General features: G+C 57.8%; 17 protein-coding genes and 3 tRNA genes. 10 read left to right on the top strand and 10 right to left on the bottom strand.

Annotation, left to right across the window (positions count from 1 at the left end; all coding sequences use genetic code 11):
- Positions 1-59: 59 nt before the first annotated feature.
- From hpaR to opgB, 4 genes are all read left to right on the top strand, one after another.
- Positions 60-503: a homoprotocatechuate degradation operon regulator HpaR gene (gene hpaR, locus EBL_RS16430; protein ID WP_002444084.1), complete on the top strand. Its 444-nt coding sequence runs from the start codon at positions 60-62 to the stop codon at positions 501-503.
- A gap of 185 nt (positions 504-688) precedes the next feature.
- Positions 689-1,201: a DUF2501 domain-containing protein gene (locus EBL_RS16425; RefSeq protein ID WP_002444083.1), complete on the top strand. Its 513-nt coding sequence runs from the start codon at positions 689-691 to the stop codon at positions 1,199-1,201.
- A 9-nt stretch (positions 1,202-1,210) separates the two neighbouring features.
- Positions 1,211-1,357: a hypothetical protein gene (locus tag EBL_RS20735; protein ID WP_155847052.1), complete on the top strand. Its 147-nt coding sequence runs from the start codon at positions 1,211-1,213 to the stop codon at positions 1,355-1,357.
- 129 nt (positions 1,358-1,486) lie between these two features.
- Entirely contained in the window at positions 1,487-3,778 is a 2,292-nt protein-coding gene (opgB, locus tag EBL_RS16420; protein ID WP_002444082.1) for a phosphatidylglycerol--membrane-oligosaccharide glycerophosphotransferase, read from the top strand.
- A 61-nt stretch (positions 3,779-3,839) separates the two neighbouring features.
- Here opgB and dnaC read toward each other — a convergent pair whose 3' ends face one another.
- From dnaC to EBL_RS16400, 4 genes are all read right to left on the bottom strand, one after another.
- Positions 3,840-4,568 carry a replicative helicase loader DnaC gene (gene dnaC, locus EBL_RS16415; RefSeq protein ID WP_002444081.1) on the bottom strand — a complete coding sequence of 243 codons (729 nt, stop codon included), beginning with the start codon at positions 4,566-4,568 and terminating at the stop codon, positions 3,840-3,842.
- Complete coding sequence (dnaT, locus tag EBL_RS16410; RefSeq protein WP_002444080.1) at positions 4,565-5,119, bottom strand: primosomal protein DnaT; 555 nt, start codon at positions 5,117-5,119, stop codon at positions 4,565-4,567. The genes dnaC and dnaT overlap by 4 nt, the downstream gene beginning before the upstream one ends.
- Before the next feature lie 86 nt (positions 5,120-5,205).
- Positions 5,206-5,679, bottom strand: a complete 474-nt coding sequence (locus tag EBL_RS16405) for a threonine/serine exporter (protein ID WP_002444079.1) — start codon at positions 5,677-5,679, stop codon at positions 5,206-5,208.
- Positions 5,670-6,449 (bottom strand): threonine/serine exporter family protein, encoded by a 780-nt coding sequence (locus tag EBL_RS16400; RefSeq protein WP_002444078.1) that lies wholly within the window; start codon positions 6,447-6,449, stop codon positions 5,670-5,672. The genes EBL_RS16405 and EBL_RS16400 overlap by 10 nt, the downstream gene beginning before the upstream one ends.
- A 365-nt stretch (positions 6,450-6,814) precedes the next feature.
- Between EBL_RS16400 and EBL_RS16395 the strand changes: the two genes are divergently transcribed.
- Positions 6,815-8,077 (top strand): MFS transporter, encoded by a 1,263-nt coding sequence (locus tag EBL_RS16395; RefSeq protein WP_002444076.1) that lies wholly within the window; start codon positions 6,815-6,817, stop codon positions 8,075-8,077.
- Here the strand turns inward: EBL_RS16395 and EBL_RS16390 are convergent.
- Positions 8,071-8,529: a YbaK/EbsC family protein gene (locus EBL_RS16390; RefSeq protein ID WP_002444074.1), complete on the bottom strand. Its 459-nt coding sequence runs from the start codon at positions 8,527-8,529 to the stop codon at positions 8,071-8,073. The two genes, EBL_RS16395 and EBL_RS16390, sit on opposite strands and share 7 nt — an antisense overlap.
- Before the next feature lie 116 nt (positions 8,530-8,645).
- Positions 8,646-9,434 carry a siderophore-iron reductase FhuF gene (gene fhuF, locus EBL_RS16385; RefSeq protein WP_002444073.1) on the bottom strand — a complete coding sequence of 263 codons (789 nt, stop codon included), beginning with the start codon at positions 9,432-9,434 and terminating at the stop codon, positions 8,646-8,648.
- Positions 9,435-9,600: 166 nt separating this feature from the next.
- Here fhuF and EBL_RS16380 point away from each other — a divergent pair, with 166 nt between their 5' ends.
- Positions 9,601-9,846, top strand: a complete 246-nt coding sequence (locus tag EBL_RS16380) for a DUF1435 domain-containing protein (protein WP_014716187.1) — start codon at positions 9,601-9,603, stop codon at positions 9,844-9,846.
- Between the two features lie 77 nt (positions 9,847-9,923).
- On the opposite strand, the gene EBL_RS16375 is transcribed toward EBL_RS16380, so the two are convergent.
- The 4 genes from EBL_RS16375 to rsmC all read right to left on the bottom strand — a co-directional run bounded on the left by EBL_RS16375 (position 9,924) and on the right by rsmC (position 11,395).
- Positions 9,924-10,010, bottom strand: a tRNA-Leu gene (locus tag EBL_RS16375).
- 25 nt (positions 10,011-10,035) lie between these two features.
- Positions 10,036-10,122: transfer RNA gene (locus EBL_RS16370), tRNA-Leu, on the bottom strand.
- A gap of 29 nt (positions 10,123-10,151) precedes the next feature.
- Positions 10,152-10,238 (bottom strand) — tRNA-Leu (locus tag EBL_RS16365).
- A 128-nt stretch (positions 10,239-10,366) separates the two neighbouring features.
- Positions 10,367-11,395, bottom strand: a complete 1,029-nt coding sequence (gene rsmC / locus EBL_RS16360) for a 16S rRNA (guanine(1207)-N(2))-methyltransferase RsmC (protein ID WP_002444062.1) — start codon at positions 11,393-11,395, stop codon at positions 10,367-10,369.
- A gap of 138 nt (positions 11,396-11,533) precedes the next feature.
- On the opposite strand from rsmC, the gene EBL_RS16355 reads away from it, so the two are divergent.
- From EBL_RS16355 to prfC, 4 genes are all read left to right on the top strand, one after another.
- Positions 11,534-11,971: a DNA polymerase III subunit psi gene (locus tag EBL_RS16355; protein ID WP_002444060.1), complete on the top strand. Its 438-nt coding sequence runs from the start codon at positions 11,534-11,536 to the stop codon at positions 11,969-11,971.
- Entirely contained in the window at positions 11,916-12,359 is a 444-nt protein-coding gene (gene rimI / locus EBL_RS16350; RefSeq protein WP_002444058.1) for a ribosomal protein S18-alanine N-acetyltransferase, read from the top strand. Before EBL_RS16355 ends, rimI begins: the two co-directional genes overlap by 56 nt.
- Positions 12,360-12,418: 59 nt before the next feature.
- Positions 12,419-13,096: a pyrimidine 5'-nucleotidase gene (gene yjjG / locus EBL_RS16345; protein ID WP_002444055.1), complete on the top strand. Its 678-nt coding sequence runs from the start codon at positions 12,419-12,421 to the stop codon at positions 13,094-13,096.
- Positions 13,097-13,266: 170 nt separating this feature from the next.
- Positions 13,267-14,856, top strand: coding sequence for a peptide chain release factor 3 (gene prfC, locus EBL_RS16340; protein WP_002444053.1), 1,590 nt, complete (start codon positions 13,267-13,269; stop codon positions 14,854-14,856).
- Positions 14,857-14,977: the final 121 nt, after the last annotated feature.

Raw genomic sequence — 14,977 nt, 5'->3', positions numbered from 1 at the left:
GCTGTCGGGCACCGGGTGGCATTGCTATGATTACCCGTCGTTAGTGAGGAGAGAATTGCATGCATGAATCGGTAACCATTGCGCTGCTACAGGCCCGGGAAGCGGCAATGGCCTATTTTCGTCCGATCGTTAAGCGCCATCATCTGACTGAGCAGCAGTGGCGCATTGTGCGGGTGCTGGCGGAGCACCCGTCGATGGATTTTCACGAGCTGGCTTTTCAGACCTGTATTCTGCGCCCCAGCCTGACCGGGATACTCACGCGCATGGAGCGCGACGGTCTGGTGCTGCGCCTGAAGCCGGTGAATGACCAGCGCAAGCTGTATGTCTCGCTCACCCCCCAGGGGGAGGCGCTGTATCAGCGGGCACAGCAGGAAGTGGAGGCGGTATACCGGCGGCTGGAGGCTGAATTCACGCCGGAGAAGCTGCGCCAGCTTACCGGGTTGCTGGAAGAGTTTATCGCCATGGGCAAACGCCACCAGGGCGGTGAGGCATCCGAAGAGTAACGGCCCGGGGGGGAAATACCCCTGAAAATGCCAGGAAAATTCCTGAACTACAGATTTATATCACCAGGGAGAAGATTGTCGGCATGCAGAGGATTATGCTGAGTGTTACCGGCGCCTGGAGAGACGGAGTTCAGGCGCATTGTGTTTGCACCGGATCGATCCTGTTGTTAAGAAGAGAAACATTCATGAAAGCTACAAAACGCCTTATCTGCGTGGCCAGTGTCGCCACGATGTTGTTGACCGGCAATGCCTTTGCCGTAACACTGCAGGACCTGTCCAGCGCAGCTAACTCTCTGGCAAGCAGCAGCAACACTGCCGCTGCCGGGCAAAGCGCCAGCGGCCTCTCCTCCCTGACCAGCCTGCTGGCTGGCGGCAGCAATACCCTGAGCTCCAGCACCATCAGCAACGCAACCGGTATTCTGGGCTACTGCGCTAAACAGAAACTGGTCTCTGCCACTAACGCAGACAGCATCAAAGAACAGCTGATGAGCAAACTGGGCCTGGGCAGCACCACCACCACGGCGACAGCAACTCAGGATCAGCAGACTGATTATCAGCAGGGCCTGCAGGGTCTGCTGGATGCCGCGAACGGCAAACAGATCAACCTGAGCACCCTGGGTAACACCGAAATGGGTAAAAAAGTGAAAGAGAAAGCCTGCGACCTGGTTCTGAAACAGGGCGCGAAATTCCTCTCCTGATAAGCGGTTGTGCGCATCATCGCCGCGCTGGCTGTCACGACCGGCGCGGTGATAACCGTGAAAAATAACGCCCTGGCGCTGGCAAGGGCGGCGGTGGTCTGTTTTTCTGCCTGTTCATCTGCTCCGCACACTGGTGCCGTACCGGGCATCATCTGAAAATCAATACTTTCTCAACCTTTTCTGAATACCGGTCGCGTATTTTAACACTACAATTGCAGCGAAATGACATCCTGATTACAGTAGTCGGCTAATTTTGACATCACTCTGGCTCCCAAAGGGGTTTCTGTGTCTGAGTTGTTCTCCATTGTGTTGTTTCTGGCGTCGGCGGGGCTCTATGCGCTGAAAGCCGGGCGTAATACCTGGTGGTTTATTGCCACCCTGGCCGTGCTTGGCTTTTTTATCATTCTGAATATCACCCTGGTGGCCAGTAATTACTTTACCGGCGAAGGGATCAATGACGCGGTGCTGTATACCCTGACCAACAGCCTCACCGGGGCGGGAATGGGCAAATATATTCTGCCGGGTGCGGGCATTGCCGCCGCGCTGGTGGCGGTTTTTGGCGTGCTGGGCTGGCTTCTGCGCCGTCGCCGCCATCACCCGCACCACGCGGGGTATAGCCTGCTGGCGCTGATGCTTGGTCTGGCCTCGGTGGATGCCAGCCCCGCCTTCACCCAGCTGACTGAGCTGGTGAAATCCCAGAGCCGCCCCGGGGATCCGGATTTCGGCGTCTGGTATAAAGTGCCGGCGAAGCAGATTGCCCACCCGAAGTACAACCTGGTCTATATCTACGCCGAGAGCCTGGAGCGCACCTATTTCAATGAAGAGGCCTTCCCGGGGCTGACGCCGGAGCTGGGGGCGCTGAAAGATGCAGCGCTGGATTTCAGCCATACCACCCAGTTGCCGGGTACCGATTACACCATTGCCGGTATGGTGGCCTCCCAGTGCGGGATCCCGCTGTTCGCCCCCTTTGAGGGGAATGCCTCCTCTTCTGTGTCGAGCTTTTTCCCCCAGAATCTCTGCCTTGGCGATATTCTGAAAAATTCCGGTTATCAGAACTATTTTATTCAGGGCGCGAATTTGCGCTTTGCCGGGAAAGATGTGTTCCTCAAATCTCACGGCTTCGACCATCTGTACGGCTCGCAGGAGCTTAAAGGGCAGCTGGACGATCCCCGCTATATGAACGACTGGGGGCTGTATGACGATACGGTGCTGGACCAGGTGTGGCAGACATATCAGGAGCTGTCCCGCGCCGGTCAGCGCTTTTCCCTGTTTACGCTGACGGTCGACACCCACCACCCGGATGGGTTTGTCTCGCGCAGTTGCACCCGCAAACGCTACGAGACGGGCGGCAAAGAGAACCCCTCATTTAGCGCGGTGACCTGTAGCCAGCAGCATATTGCGGCGCTGATCAGTAAAATTAAGGCCTCCCCCTGGTTTAAAGAGACGATTATTGTCGTCTCCTCTGATCATCTGGCCATGAACAACACCGCGTGGAAGCAGCTTAACCAGCACGATCGCAACAACCTGTTTTTTGTGATTCGCGGGGACGATCCACAGCAGCAGCTGATCGCCACCAAACGTAACTCCATGGATAACGGCGCCACGGTGCTGGACATGCTGGGTGGGGATAACTACCTCGGGCTTGGGCGCAGCACCCTGTCTGGGGAGTCGCTCTCTGAGGTATTTCTTAATCTCAAAGAGAAAGTGCTGGCCTGGAAGCCGGATGTGATTCGCCTGTGGAAATTCCCCACGAAGATAGACTCCTTTACCGTCGACAGCGCGAAAAAGACCATCAGCTTCTCCGGTTCTACCTTCCAGCTGCCGCTGCTGGTGCGGGTGTCTGATAACCACATTGAGCCACTGCCGGAAAGTGAATACTCGGCGCCGCTGCGCTACCAGCTGGCGGATTTCGCCCCGCGGGATAACTTTATCTGGGTGGATCGCTGCTACAAAATGGCCCGCCTGTGGCAACCGGCGCTGGCCCTGTCTGCGGACTGGTGTGTCAGCCAGGGGCAACTGGCGGGGGGGCAGTCGGTGTCGCGGGTTGATAAAGCCACCTGGCAGGGGAAAGCCCAGGCCCGTAATGACCGGGTAGATATGGCGCGCTATCAGCAGAACGTGGCGGCGCTGAAAGTGGGCGATAACGACATCCGCTACCAGGCCGATCGCTTTATTTTTAATGTGCCGGGTGCCCCTGAGGCGGTGAAGCGCTTTAGCGGTATCTCCCGCACGGAAGAGTGGGGCCGCTGGTCTAATGCTCAGCTGGGTGAGTCAGTCACCATTGAATATCAGGCGCCGCTGCCGCCCGCCTTTGATCTGGTGATCACGGCGAAGGCATTCGGGCCGAATGTGGGTAAGGCTATCCCGGTGCAGGTGGGCGGCAGCACCCAGGCGCTGGTCCTCGGGGAGGGGCTTTCGACCACCACCCTGCATTTCACTAACCCGGGCGGCAGCAATACGCTGACTATCACCCCGCCAGCGCCGCAGGCCACCAATACCGGGAATATCCTCGGCCATGCGCCCCGTAAGCTGGGGATCGGGATGGTGGATATGCAGATTGTGCCCACCGGCAGCTAGGCAAAAAACAAAACCCCGCGCAGGTGAACCGACGCGGGGTTTTTTATGACGGCTGCGGAAATTAGCTGACCCGGTCCCGGTAGCTTTCCCAGTCGAATGTCAGCAGCAGGCTGTGGCCGAGGCGCATCCGGTCGACCACGCGCTCCCCCAGCTGGCGGGCCAGGCCCGGGGCGTCCAGATTGGTCAGCATACCGGTGGGGCGCCGTGATGATGAGCGGCGGTCAACAATCTGGTTAATGATGACCTTCTCGTAGCGCGAGTCGAGCTGCACGCCGATTTCATCAATAACCAGCAGATCCACCGTGCTGAGGTCATCAAGCAGGTGCTCTTCGGTTTTGGCGCTGTCGCTGCTGAAGGTCTGCTTCATGGCGGACATAATATCCGCCACGGTGATGATAAGTACCGTTTTGTTGCGGATCAGCAATTCATTACAGATGGCGGCGGCCAGGTGGTTCTTCCCGGTGCCGGGGTTGCCGAAGAAGATAAAACTGTCCATGTTTTTGCCAAAGTTCATGGCGTACTGCCAGGCCGCCTCCTTGACCTGCTGCTGGGCAGGGGTGGTGGCATGGTAGTTGTCAAAAGAGCAGTTGCGGTGCAGCTCGCGGATCCCCGAGCGGCCAAAAGCGCGCTCCATCTTTTTGGCCTGGTTTTCGCGGGCCACGGCGATAGCGCGCTGCTCGCCTTGCTCCTTTTGCCAGGCCATCAGCTCGGCGGGGGTTTTAAACGCCGGTTCAATACCGGCGGGCATCATCTTTTTCAGCCGGGCAAACAGATTCTGAACATCCTTCATTTTGTCCTCCGAAAGCCGGGTAAGGTTGCTGAGTAGTCCACGGCAGAAATGTCATTCATATCGTGCCGGGGTTTCCCGCCGTTAGCGGCCCGGTTGATCTGAATGCTGCGGGCCAGCTTTTGTTGCCACTGCACGTGGTGGAAGAATTTCCCTTCCGCCTGCCAGTAGGCGATAAACGACGCCAGCTCCTCGGGGGTGACCGGCTGGGTCAGCGCAATGCCCCACAGGGCCGCCATGCGCAGAAAGTCTGCATCCGGCTGCCAGCCGGGGTACATGGCGAACTTACCGAACGGGGCCGGGGTCATGGCCGGTGCGGCGGCGTCTTGTCCAAACAGGGTGTTATCCAGCGTGACGTCTGTCAGGGCCTGGCTGGCTTTTTCTTCGCAGGCCAGCAGGGCCGCCAGGCGCTCTGCGGTAATGGCGTAAAACGCCGGGCCGTTATTTTCAAATACCGCCAGCGTACCGCTTTCGGTACTGGCCAGGGCACCAACGGGATCCTGGCGAAAAGTATCAATACCCATAACATCGGAAGTCAGGACTCTGGAAGACATAACGCATTCTCACTACGGCATACGGAACTGTTCCGGAGAAAACCGGACAGTGAATCTGGCCATAGCATAGCATAACCGGGGGCCTCTCATACCCGGGGGCGTTTGCGGTAAATCCACAACCCCGGAAGGGACAGCCCCACCGAGAGCGCGCCCACAATAAACGAGGCTTTGAGAAAATGGGTCACCAGGGCGGTCATCAGCGGCTCGCTGTAGCCGAAATGGCTCAGCTTGAGCGCGGAGATCATCGCAATATAGGCGTAGATCCCCGGAAACATCGGGATCACCGCCGCAACGGTAAACACCTTCGGGTGCGCCAGATACCAGCGCGACCAGCGGATACCGATGCAGCCTGCCAGAATGGCGGCGAAAAATGAGCTCCAGATAATATCGATACCGGCGGAGAGCATCACAAAGCGTGAACCGTGGCTCAGCGCGCCCAGCAGGGCACACCAGGGCAGGGCACGCGGCGGGACATTAAACACCATGGCAAAACCCACAGCCGGTATGGCGGCCAGCGCCATATCCTCCAGCAGTGCAGGAAGCAGCGCGATTATGCCCATCCGTGCAGCCCCCATAGTGACATTGCCATCACCACGCCAATGCAGGTTGCAAGGGTAAGCAGGCTGGCCATAGCCCAGCGGGCAAGGCCGGTATTGATATGGCCTTTAAACATGTCGGCCACTGCATTAATCAGCGGAAACCCGGGAACCAGCAACAGCACGCTGGCCGCCATGGCGACGGGGGAGGTGTTTTTCAGTGGCTCCAGCAGTAACAGCAGCCCGGAAACCGAGGTGGCGACAAACGCCGTCAGGCAGAAGTTGATTTGCGGATGCATATGGCGCTGGGTCAGCAGCTGGCGCAGAAACATCGCCAGGGCGCTGGCAATAAAGGTGACCAGCGCCCCGTCCCAGCCGCCGCCATTGAGCTTGCAAAAACAGGCGCAGGAGAGGCCGACCATCAGCACTACCGCCCAGCGCGGGTAGCGCAGGGGCCTGATATGGGCGAAGCGCTTTTCGACCTGCTGCGCGTCCAGCAGCTTGTGCTCCGCCATGATAACGATGTGCTGCACCTCGGTCACCATATGCATATTGATGCCGCGATCGGCGTTCTTGCGCGTGGTGGTCAGGCACTGGCCCTCTTTTATGGTGGTCAGGACCACCGCATTCGCGGAGATGGCGCTCTCTACGGAGTCCATGCCCAGGGCGAGCCCCAGCCGGGTTGAGAGCTCCTCAACCAGCGCACTTTCGGCCCCGTGTTGCAGTAAAAACAGGGCGCACTGAATGGCAAGGCGGGTTGCCTGCCGCTGCTGGTGCTGGACAGTGTCTGTCATGGCGGGGATTACCTTGTGATGGCTAAACCGTAATAAACATCAGGTTATCTTTGTAACATACCTTGTGGCGCAATCGTGCCCGGGCCGGATCAATATTTGGTGTTTTATCCGCCAGTGGCGGGCGGGGATAGCTGCCCGGAAAATGATTCGTGGCGAAATATTGCGCAGCCTATTATTACAAAATGAAATAAATTGGTTGCTAAAATGTTGCCATAATGTTGATGCAAAATAAGGTATTAATACCTACGGCTTACCGATGTTAATCAGGGGTGGTTGCGCCCTCCCGACAAGTGATCGCCTGTTCCTTGCCTGGCTGACGTGCCCGAAAAACGCGACGCAGTTCGCGACGACGTAAGGACTTTCCCATGACATTCTCACCACTTACCTGGACGCCTGTGCAGCGCCATACGGCGATTGCCAGTTTTTCAGCCTGGACGCTGGATGCTTTTGACTTCTTTATTCTGGTTTTTGTGCTCAGCGATCTGGCCACTAACTTTTCTACCTCCGTGTCTGAGGTTTCCCTGGCGATTATGCTCACCCTTGCGGTGCGCCCCATCGGGGCGCTGATTTTCGGCCGCCTGGCCGAGCGCTTTGGCCGCAAGCCGATACTGATGACCAATATCGCCATGTTCTCGGTGTTTGAGCTGCTTTCCGCCTGGTCGCCGACATTCACGGCATTTCTGGCCTTCCGGGTTATCTACGGTGTGGCTATGGGGGGGATCTGGGGGGTGGCCTCTTCGCTGGCGATGGAGACCATACCCGACCGCTCCCGGGGGCTGATGTCGGGGATTTTCCAGGCCGGTTATCCGTGTGGATACCTGCTGGCCTCGGTTATCTTTGGTCTGTTCTACAGCATGGTGGGCTGGCGCGGTATGTTCCTGATTGGCGCCCTGCCGGTGCTGTTGCTGCCCTATATCTATTTTAAAGTGCCGGAATCCGCTGTCTGGCAGGCGGCCCGCTCCCGTCAGGAGAGCACGGCGCTGTTACCGGTACTGCGCAGCCACTGGAAGCTGTGCCTGTATCTGGTGGTGGTGATGGCCTGCTTTAACTTCTTCAGCCACGGTACGCAGGATCTGTACCCCACCTTCCTCAAAGTGCAGCACGGTTTTGACCCGCACACCGTAAGCCTGATAGCCATCAGCTACAATATTGCGGCGATGATTGGCGGCGTGCTGTTCGGTTCGTTGTCTGAGCAGATTGGCCGTAAGAAAACCATGATGATCGCCGCCTTCCTGGCGCTGCCGGTGTTACCCCTGTGGGCCTTTTCCAGTGGCTCGTTTACCATCGGCCTTGGGGCGTTTCTGATGCAGTTTATGGTCCAGGGGGCCTGGGGGGTTGTGCCGACCTGGCTTAATGAGCTGGTGCCCGCCAATGCCCGCGCGGTACTGCCCGGGTTTGTCTACCAGCTGGGGAATTTGATTGCCTCGGTCAATGCCACGCTGCAGGCGCGTATCGCAGAAACCCATAACGGGAATTACGGCTTTGCTATGGCCTGCGTGGCCGGGGTGGTGGCGGTGCTGATTTGTGTCTTTGTGGCGTTTGGCCGTGAAACCCGGGGGATGGTGATTTCCGGTGCCCGCGAAGAGGAGCCGGGCGCGCAGGCCCACTCACAGCACTCTTATCACTGACAGACATCGACCCATTGGGCGGCGGTCAGTTCGGCCAGCCGCTCAGGAGAGATACGCACGGCGCTATGGACGGCGCCCGCAGCGGGTAACACTTCCGGAAAGTCGCGCAGCGACACATCACAGTAAACGGCAAGCGGGTTTTCCAGGCCAAACGGGCAGACCCCACCGGCCGGGTGCCCTGTCCAGAGCAGCACTTCATCACTGCTCAGCATCCGCGCCCGGGATTTGAAGGTCTGCTTCAGCTTTTCGTTATCCAGGCGCACATCGCCTCTGGCCACAATCAGCACCACATTATTCTCAACTTCCAGGGGGAGCGTTTTGGCGAGTTGCCCCGGTGCCACATGCCAGGCTTCTGCCGCCTGGGCGGTGGTGATAGCCGGTTTTTTCAGTTCAAGGATATCGATATCGGGGGCGTTGTCGGCGAGGTATTGCCGCACGGACTGCAGACTCATGCTTTTACTAATCTCCTGATGAATGCTGCGCTAATCTGTCACAAGGAGATATGCGCTGTAAACCACCAGGCGGCAGATACGGCCAGAAAAACGCTATTCCCGGATTGTTCCGGGGGTTATTTCAGGGTGCAGTCACCACAGGATTTAACATCCGGCAGGCGATAGCGCTGGCAGCAGGTGCGGCGCACGTATAGCCCGTCCCGCAGCAGCATGGTGCGAAACAGCGGATTCTGTGCCCCGCAAAGCAGCGTTTGCTCATTAAAACAGCTGTGGCGCAGCTCACTGACCAGGGCATCCCCCAGTAGCGGCCTTAACTCACCAAGAAACCAGCCCACCAGATAGCCGGTATTGCTCCAGATTAATTTGCTGCTGACGCCGCCGTGCTCCGCCAGCCGGTCCACCACTGGCTGCATTGTGGTGGTCCACAGCGCTTCCAGCCGCGCCCGGGGGCCGAGTGCGGTTATCTGCGGATCTTCGTTTCCGGCTATCCAGAAGGTGGCCGCGCGCCCGGCCTCATGAAACCCGGTGGCAATGGCGCCATGTGAAATATCCAGCCCCTGGCGCTGGGTCAGCAGGGCCATCATCAGGGGGGGAACCAGCAGCCCGGTAAACCACTGGGCCCATAATGACACCAGCGGTTTAGGCTCGCGCTGCCCGTGCGGGTGGTGGCGGTAGATATGGTCACCGTAGCAGGCCAGCAGGGTGCTGAGACTGGCGGGCTTGCGCCATTCATCAAAATGTTGCTGCCGGGCCGCAGGCTGGCCGCCGAAGTGGATAAATTCATTAAAATATGGGCGCTGCCGGGCAAAAAACGGCTGCAGGGTCGTGGAGAGATCTGCCGCCGCGCCAGGACTTGTGCTACCGGACAGGGGAAGCAGGAAAGAGGATTCTGTAGGCAGTGCCATCGCGGGTAAGTTGTAATAGTAATGATAATGATTGCCAATACTATCTGCGTGCTAAGAGATAAACAAGGGGGGGCCCGCAAATGTTATGTTGCGCCGATGGTGACAATTGATAATAGCTATCATATGATAATGCATCTCATTATCAATGATGGTTGCCGGGGGCCATATGCTGCAACAACAACTGAGAAGTGGCTGGGGGATCATTCTGCCGGCCGTACTGACGGCGGCGGGGGCCATATGGGGGCTGAGTGCTGCCCAGTGGCGGGTGATTCTGGTGCTGGGGATGCTGAGCACCACGGTAATGCTGTTCAACCGGCATTTACGCCATTATCTGCTGTTGCCTTCCGGGCTGACATTTGCCGGTGGGCTGATGATGGCGCTGACGCTGCTGAGCGGAAATAGCGGAGTCTGAACTCTGAAGAGAGTCACATAAAAAATTCATGGGGGAATAAACAGCAAGGACTACCTGGAGAGGGACTCCCGAAGGAGTGGTGCGAAGAGAGGGACTTGAACCCTCACGCCCGTTAAGGCACTAACACCTGAAGCTAGCGCGTCTACCAATTCCGCCACCTTCGCACAGTTTCTGATATCGTTTTCGCATTGGTGCGAAGAGAGGGACTTGAACCCTCACGTCCGTTAAGACACTAACACCTGAAGCTAGCGCGTCTACCAATTCCGCCACCTTCGCGCAGTGCGAACGATATCTTGCGTGGTTTTTGGTGCGAAGAGAGGGACTTGAACCCTCACGTCCGTTAAGACACTAACACCTGAAGCTAGCGCGTCTACCAATTCCGCCACCTTCGCGTACCGTTAATTCTCAAAGAGAATCACAACCACGGAGGCGCATTCTAGAGCTTTTCTGGCAGGCGTCAACAGTTAATTTTGCGCCGCTTTTCTGAGTGCTGCAAAAAGCGGCATTTTGCGCGTAAAACTTAGCGCTTGCTGTTACGGCTCATTACCGAGCGGTACACCTTAAAGCGCCCGGTCTGGGCGATAACTTCATGATTACCGAAAGTCTCATCCAGAAGATCCGGGTAGGGCAGAAAGGCGTTCGCCACAATGCGCAGCTCGCCGCCAATATTCAGGTGGCGCACGGCTCCGCGAATCAGGGTCTGGGCCGCATCAAGGCTGGTTTGCAGCCCGTCATGGAACGGCGGGTTGGACATTATCATATCAAAGCGGCCTGTGACCCCGGAGTAGACATTACCGGCAACCACGTCACCTTCAACACCGTTCGCCGCGAGGGTGGCTTTGCTGGCGGCCAGCGCCGGGGCAGAGACATCACTCAGGGTCAGGCGCACTTTCGGCGAGTGGCTGGCAAGGCTTACCGCCAGCACCCCGGTGCCGCAGCCCACATCCAGCACTTTGCCTTTGCTGTGGGCGCTGAGGGTGGAAAGCAGCAGCTGGCTGCCCACATCCAGCCCGTCGCGGCTAAAGACCCCGGGCAGGGTTTTAATGGTCAGGCCGTTGACCTGGTATTCGCCCCACCAGGCTTCCGGGTTGAAGGCGGGCTGTTTTTCCAGTTTGCCGTAATAGAGCCCGCAGCGCCGGGCGCTGTCGACTTTATTCAGCGGGGCGAATTCCGCAAGCATCTGTTCGGCGCTGCGCACGCCGCTGCGGTTCTCGCCGACCACAAAAATATCGCTGCCCACCGGCAGCAGCGCCAGCAGGTTCATCAGCTGAAAGTGGGCTTCGGGTTTGTTTTTCGGCCAGTAGTAGATAAGCGTGTCGCTGTCGCCAACGGTGGCGGCATCTGCCGTGAGCCCGAACTGCACGGCATCCCCCATGAGGGCAGACAGGTTCTGCCAGTGGTGGTACTGCTGGGTGCAGGCCCGGTTTTGGGCGGTCTCCAGGCGCGCGGGCAGGTCATCCTGCAAATCTCCGGCAAACAGAACGCGGCTTTGGGCGAAATCATCACTGTGGCGCAGCAAGACTTCACTTGCCGGGGTATAAGCAGACATTCATTACTCCTTTTTTCGGTAAGCGGCGATTATATACCTAAGCCTCTGCGCCTGACACCTGGCGGTCGCGGTCCGACATAGCGCCAGCCCGGTGGATTTGGTATATTTAGCGGCCTTCGGATCAACACAGGTTTCGCTATGACTTCCCGACGCGACTGGCAACTACAGCAACTGGGGATAACCCAGTGGACGCTGCGCCGCCCTGCGGCGTTGCAGGGGGAAATTGCGGTGGCCTTATCCGGGCAAACCCGGCTGGTGATTGTGGCCAGTGAACCCCCGGCGCTGGACGATCCCCTGGTACGGGATGTCCTCTTAAGCCTGGCGCTGAGCGCCGATCAGGTACAGTGTCTGACCCCGGAACAACTGGCCATATTGCCGCAAGGCAGCCGTTGCAATAGCTGGCGGATGGCTATCGATCAGCCCCTGGCCCTGGCGGGAGCACAGCTGGATACCCCGGCGCTGGATGAACTTCAACAAAGTGGCGCGGCGCGCAGAGCGCTGTGGCAGCAGATTTGTGAACATGAACCCGATTTCTACCCTCAGCACGGACTCTCTGGCCGCAGCGCTGGTGATTGAGCGGCGTAGCCATGCCTTTCCCTGGAGCGAAAAAACACTGCTCAGTAACCAGGGCGAGCGCTACCTGAATTTACGTATCGACCACGACGGCGCCATGGCCGGGTTTGCCATTACCCAGATTGTGCTTGATGAGGCTACGCTATTTAATATTGCCATTGACCCCGCCTGCCAGCGGCGCGGGCTGGGGCGTGCGTTGCTGACCCACCTGATAGCAACACTGGAGCAGCGCGACATTCTGACCCTGTGGCTGGAGGTGCGCGCCTCAAATGCCGGGGCCATTGCCCTGTATGAAAGCCTGGGATTTAACGAAGTAACAGTACGACGTAACTATTACCCCACCGCAGAAGGACGGGAAGATGCCATTGTGATGGCGCTTCCTCTGGGGTAACCGGATTCACGCCATACGTGGTAAGGATATTGCGGGGCCGAAAAGCACAAGGTGAAGTAATGAAGTGGGACTGGATCCTTTTTGACGCGGATGAAACCCTGTTTACGTTCGATGCGTTCAGCGGCCTGCAGCGCATGTTTAACGACTACAGCGTAACCTTTACCCGGGATGATTTTCTGGCCTACCAGGCCGTGAATAAACCCCTGTGGGTGGATTATCAGAACGGCGCGATTACCGCCTCCCAGCTACAGGTGCGCCGCTTTGCCAGCTGGGCAGAGCGCCTGAACGTGGCGCCGGGGGATCTTAATCAGGCATTTTTAAATGCCATGGCGGAGATTTGTACGCCGCTACCCGGCGCGGTTTCCCTGCTCAATGCCCTGCGCGGCAAGGTGCGCATGGGGATAATCACCAACGGCTTTACTGCGCTTCAGCAAACCCGCCTGGCCCGCACCGGGCTGCGTGAGATGTTTGATCTGCTGGTGATCTCTGAGCAGGTCGGGGTGGCGAAGCCGGATCGTAAAATCTTTGATTATGCCCTGCAGCAGATGGGCAATCCGCCCCGGGAACGGGTGCTGATGGTGGGGGATACCGCAGAATCGGACATTCTCGGCGGTATTAATGCGGGGCTGGCCACCTGCTGGCTCAATGCCCATCAACGCCCGCAGCCGGAGGGCATAACGCCTGACTGGCAGGTGGCTTCTCTGGCACAACTGGAGCAATTACTGTGTAAACAGTAATTGGTTTGCCCCGTGTCGGCAGGTAGAATGCCCGGGCTATTTTTCAGGCCGCGGTTTGTGACCCCGGGTCAATGGGACGGCCCCTGTGCGTGACCGGATACGCCGGTATGTCGCCACTTTACATTTATGATGCGTGGGTAATGACCGCGCCAGAACAAGAAGATTGAATCATGACTTTGTCTCCTTATTTGCAGGAGGTGGCGAAACGCCGCACTTTTGCGATTATTTCTCACCCCGATGCCGGTAAAACGACCATCACTGAGAAAGTCCTGTTATTCGGACAGGCCATCCAGACTGCGGGCACCGTAAAGGGCCGTGGCTCCAGCCAGCACGCAAAATCTGACTGGATGGAAATGGAAAAACAGCGCGGGATCTCCATTACCACCTCCGTGATGCAGTTTCCGTATCACGACTGCCTGGTGAACCTGCTGGACACCCCGGGGCACGAGGACTTCTCTGAAGATACTTACCGTACGCTGACTGCGGTCGACTGCTGCCTGATGGTTATCGATGCGGCGAAAGGGGTCGAAGACCGGACCCGCAAGCTGATGGAAGTAACCCGCCTGCGCGATACGCCGATCCTCACCTTTATGAACAAGCTGGACCGGGATATCCGCGATCCGATGGAGCTGCTCGATGAGGTGGAAAACGAGCTGAAAATCGGCTGTGCGCCCATCACCTGGCCTATCGGCTGCGGGAAGCTGTTCAAAGGGGTTTATCATCTCTATAAAGATGAAACCTACCTTTACCAGACCGGTAAAGGCCACACCATCCAGGAAGTGCGCATTATCAAAGGGCTGGATAACCCGGATCTGGATAAGGCCGTGGGTGAGGATCTGGCTCAGCAGCTGCGTGATGAGCTGGAGCTGGTAAAAGGCGCCTCTAACGAATTTGATGAAGAGCTGTTCCTGGCCGGTGAGATAACCCCGGTATTCTTCGGTACTGCGCTGGGTAACTTCGGCGTTGACCATATGCTCGATGGCCTGGTGGCCTGGGCACCGGCGCCGATGCCGCGTAAAACTGACACCCGCGAAGTGACAGCCAGTGAAGAAAAATTCACCGGCTTTGTGTTTAAGATTCAGGCCAATATGGATCCGAAACACCGTGACCGGGTGGCCTTTATGCGCGTGGTGTCCGGTATGTATGAAAAGGGCATGAAACTGCGCCAGGTCCGCACCGGCAAAGATGTGGTGATCTCCGATGCGCTGACCTTTATGGCCGGTGACCGCTCCCACGTGGAAGAGGCCTACCCGGGGGATATTATCGGGTTGCATAACCACGGCACGATTCAGATAGGCGATACCTTCACCCAGGGTGAAATGATGAAGTTCACCGGTATTCCGAACTTCGCGCCGGAGCTGTTCCGCCGTATCCGCCTGAAAGATCCTCTCAAGCAGAAGCAGCTGCTCAAAGGGCTGGTGCAGCTCTCTGAAGAGGGGGCCGTGCAGGTGTTCCGTCCGCTCTCCAACAACGATCTGATTGTCGGGGCGGTGGGGGTACTGCAGTTTGATGTGGTGGTCGCCCGCCTGAAAAGCGAATATAACGTTGAGGCGATTTACGAATCGGTGAACGTCTCTACCGCCCGCTGGGTTGAGTGTGCCGACGTGAAAAAATTCGAAGAATTTAAACGTAAAAATGAGCAGCACCTGGCACTGGACGGTGGCGATAACCTGAGTTATATCGCCCCGACCATGGTCAACCTGAACCTCACCCAGGAGCGCTACCCGGACGTGAGCTTCCGCAAAACCCGCGAGCACTAATCCTCTCTCAGGCATGGCTTCTGGCCATGCCTGCCTTTCGCCCGCCACGGGCATTCATCCTGCCGGACCGGCCGCCGTAAACTATATTAACAGTATGGTTATCATGGCAGGCAGCCAGGCG

The sequence above is a fragment of the Shimwellia blattae DSM 4481 = NBRC 105725 genome (assembly GCF_000262305.1).
In the GTDB taxonomy this organism is placed as follows: Bacteria; Pseudomonadota; Gammaproteobacteria; order Enterobacterales; family Enterobacteriaceae; genus Shimwellia; species Shimwellia blattae.
Note: the sequence above shows the minus strand (reverse complement) of the source record. Positions and strands in the feature narration are given on the sequence as shown.

Excerpts from the sequence above, each read along its gene's own strand:
- EBL_RS16425 (WP_002444083.1), top strand. The coding sequence starts at position 689 with ATGAAAGCTACAAAACGCCTTATCTGCGTGGCCAGTGTCGCCACGATG.
- dnaT (WP_002444080.1), bottom strand. The coding sequence starts at position 5,119 with ATGTCTTCCAGAGTCCTGACTTCCGATGTTATGGGTATTGATACTTTT.
- yjjG (WP_002444055.1), top strand. The coding sequence starts at position 12,419 with ATGAAGTGGGACTGGATCCTTTTTGACGCGGATGAAACCCTGTTTACG.
- hpaR (WP_002444084.1), top strand. The coding sequence starts at position 60 with ATGCATGAATCGGTAACCATTGCGCTGCTACAGGCCCGGGAAGCGGCA.
- EBL_RS16380 (WP_014716187.1), top strand. The coding sequence starts at position 9,601 with ATGCTGCAACAACAACTGAGAAGTGGCTGGGGGATCATTCTGCCGGCC.
- rsmC (WP_002444062.1), bottom strand. The coding sequence starts at position 11,395 with ATGTCTGCTTATACCCCGGCAAGTGAAGTCTTGCTGCGCCACAGTGAT.
- EBL_RS16390 (WP_002444074.1), bottom strand. The coding sequence starts at position 8,529 with ATGAGTCTGCAGTCCGTGCGGCAATACCTCGCCGACAACGCCCCCGAT.
- rimI (WP_002444058.1), top strand. The coding sequence starts at position 11,916 with ATGAACCCGATTTCTACCCTCAGCACGGACTCTCTGGCCGCAGCGCTG.
- dnaC (WP_002444081.1), bottom strand. The coding sequence starts at position 4,568 with ATGAAGGATGTTCAGAATCTGTTTGCCCGGCTGAAAAAGATGATGCCC.
- EBL_RS16400 (WP_002444078.1), bottom strand. The coding sequence starts at position 6,449 with ATGACAGACACTGTCCAGCACCAGCAGCGGCAGGCAACCCGCCTTGCC.
- EBL_RS16395 (WP_002444076.1), top strand. The coding sequence starts at position 6,815 with ATGACATTCTCACCACTTACCTGGACGCCTGTGCAGCGCCATACGGCG.
- fhuF (WP_002444073.1), bottom strand. The coding sequence starts at position 9,434 with ATGGCACTGCCTACAGAATCCTCTTTCCTGCTTCCCCTGTCCGGTAGC.
- prfC (WP_002444053.1), top strand. The coding sequence starts at position 13,267 with ATGACTTTGTCTCCTTATTTGCAGGAGGTGGCGAAACGCCGCACTTTT.
- EBL_RS16405 (WP_002444079.1), bottom strand. The coding sequence starts at position 5,679 with ATGGGCATAATCGCGCTGCTTCCTGCACTGCTGGAGGATATGGCGCTG.
- EBL_RS16355 (WP_002444060.1), top strand. The coding sequence starts at position 11,534 with ATGACTTCCCGACGCGACTGGCAACTACAGCAACTGGGGATAACCCAG.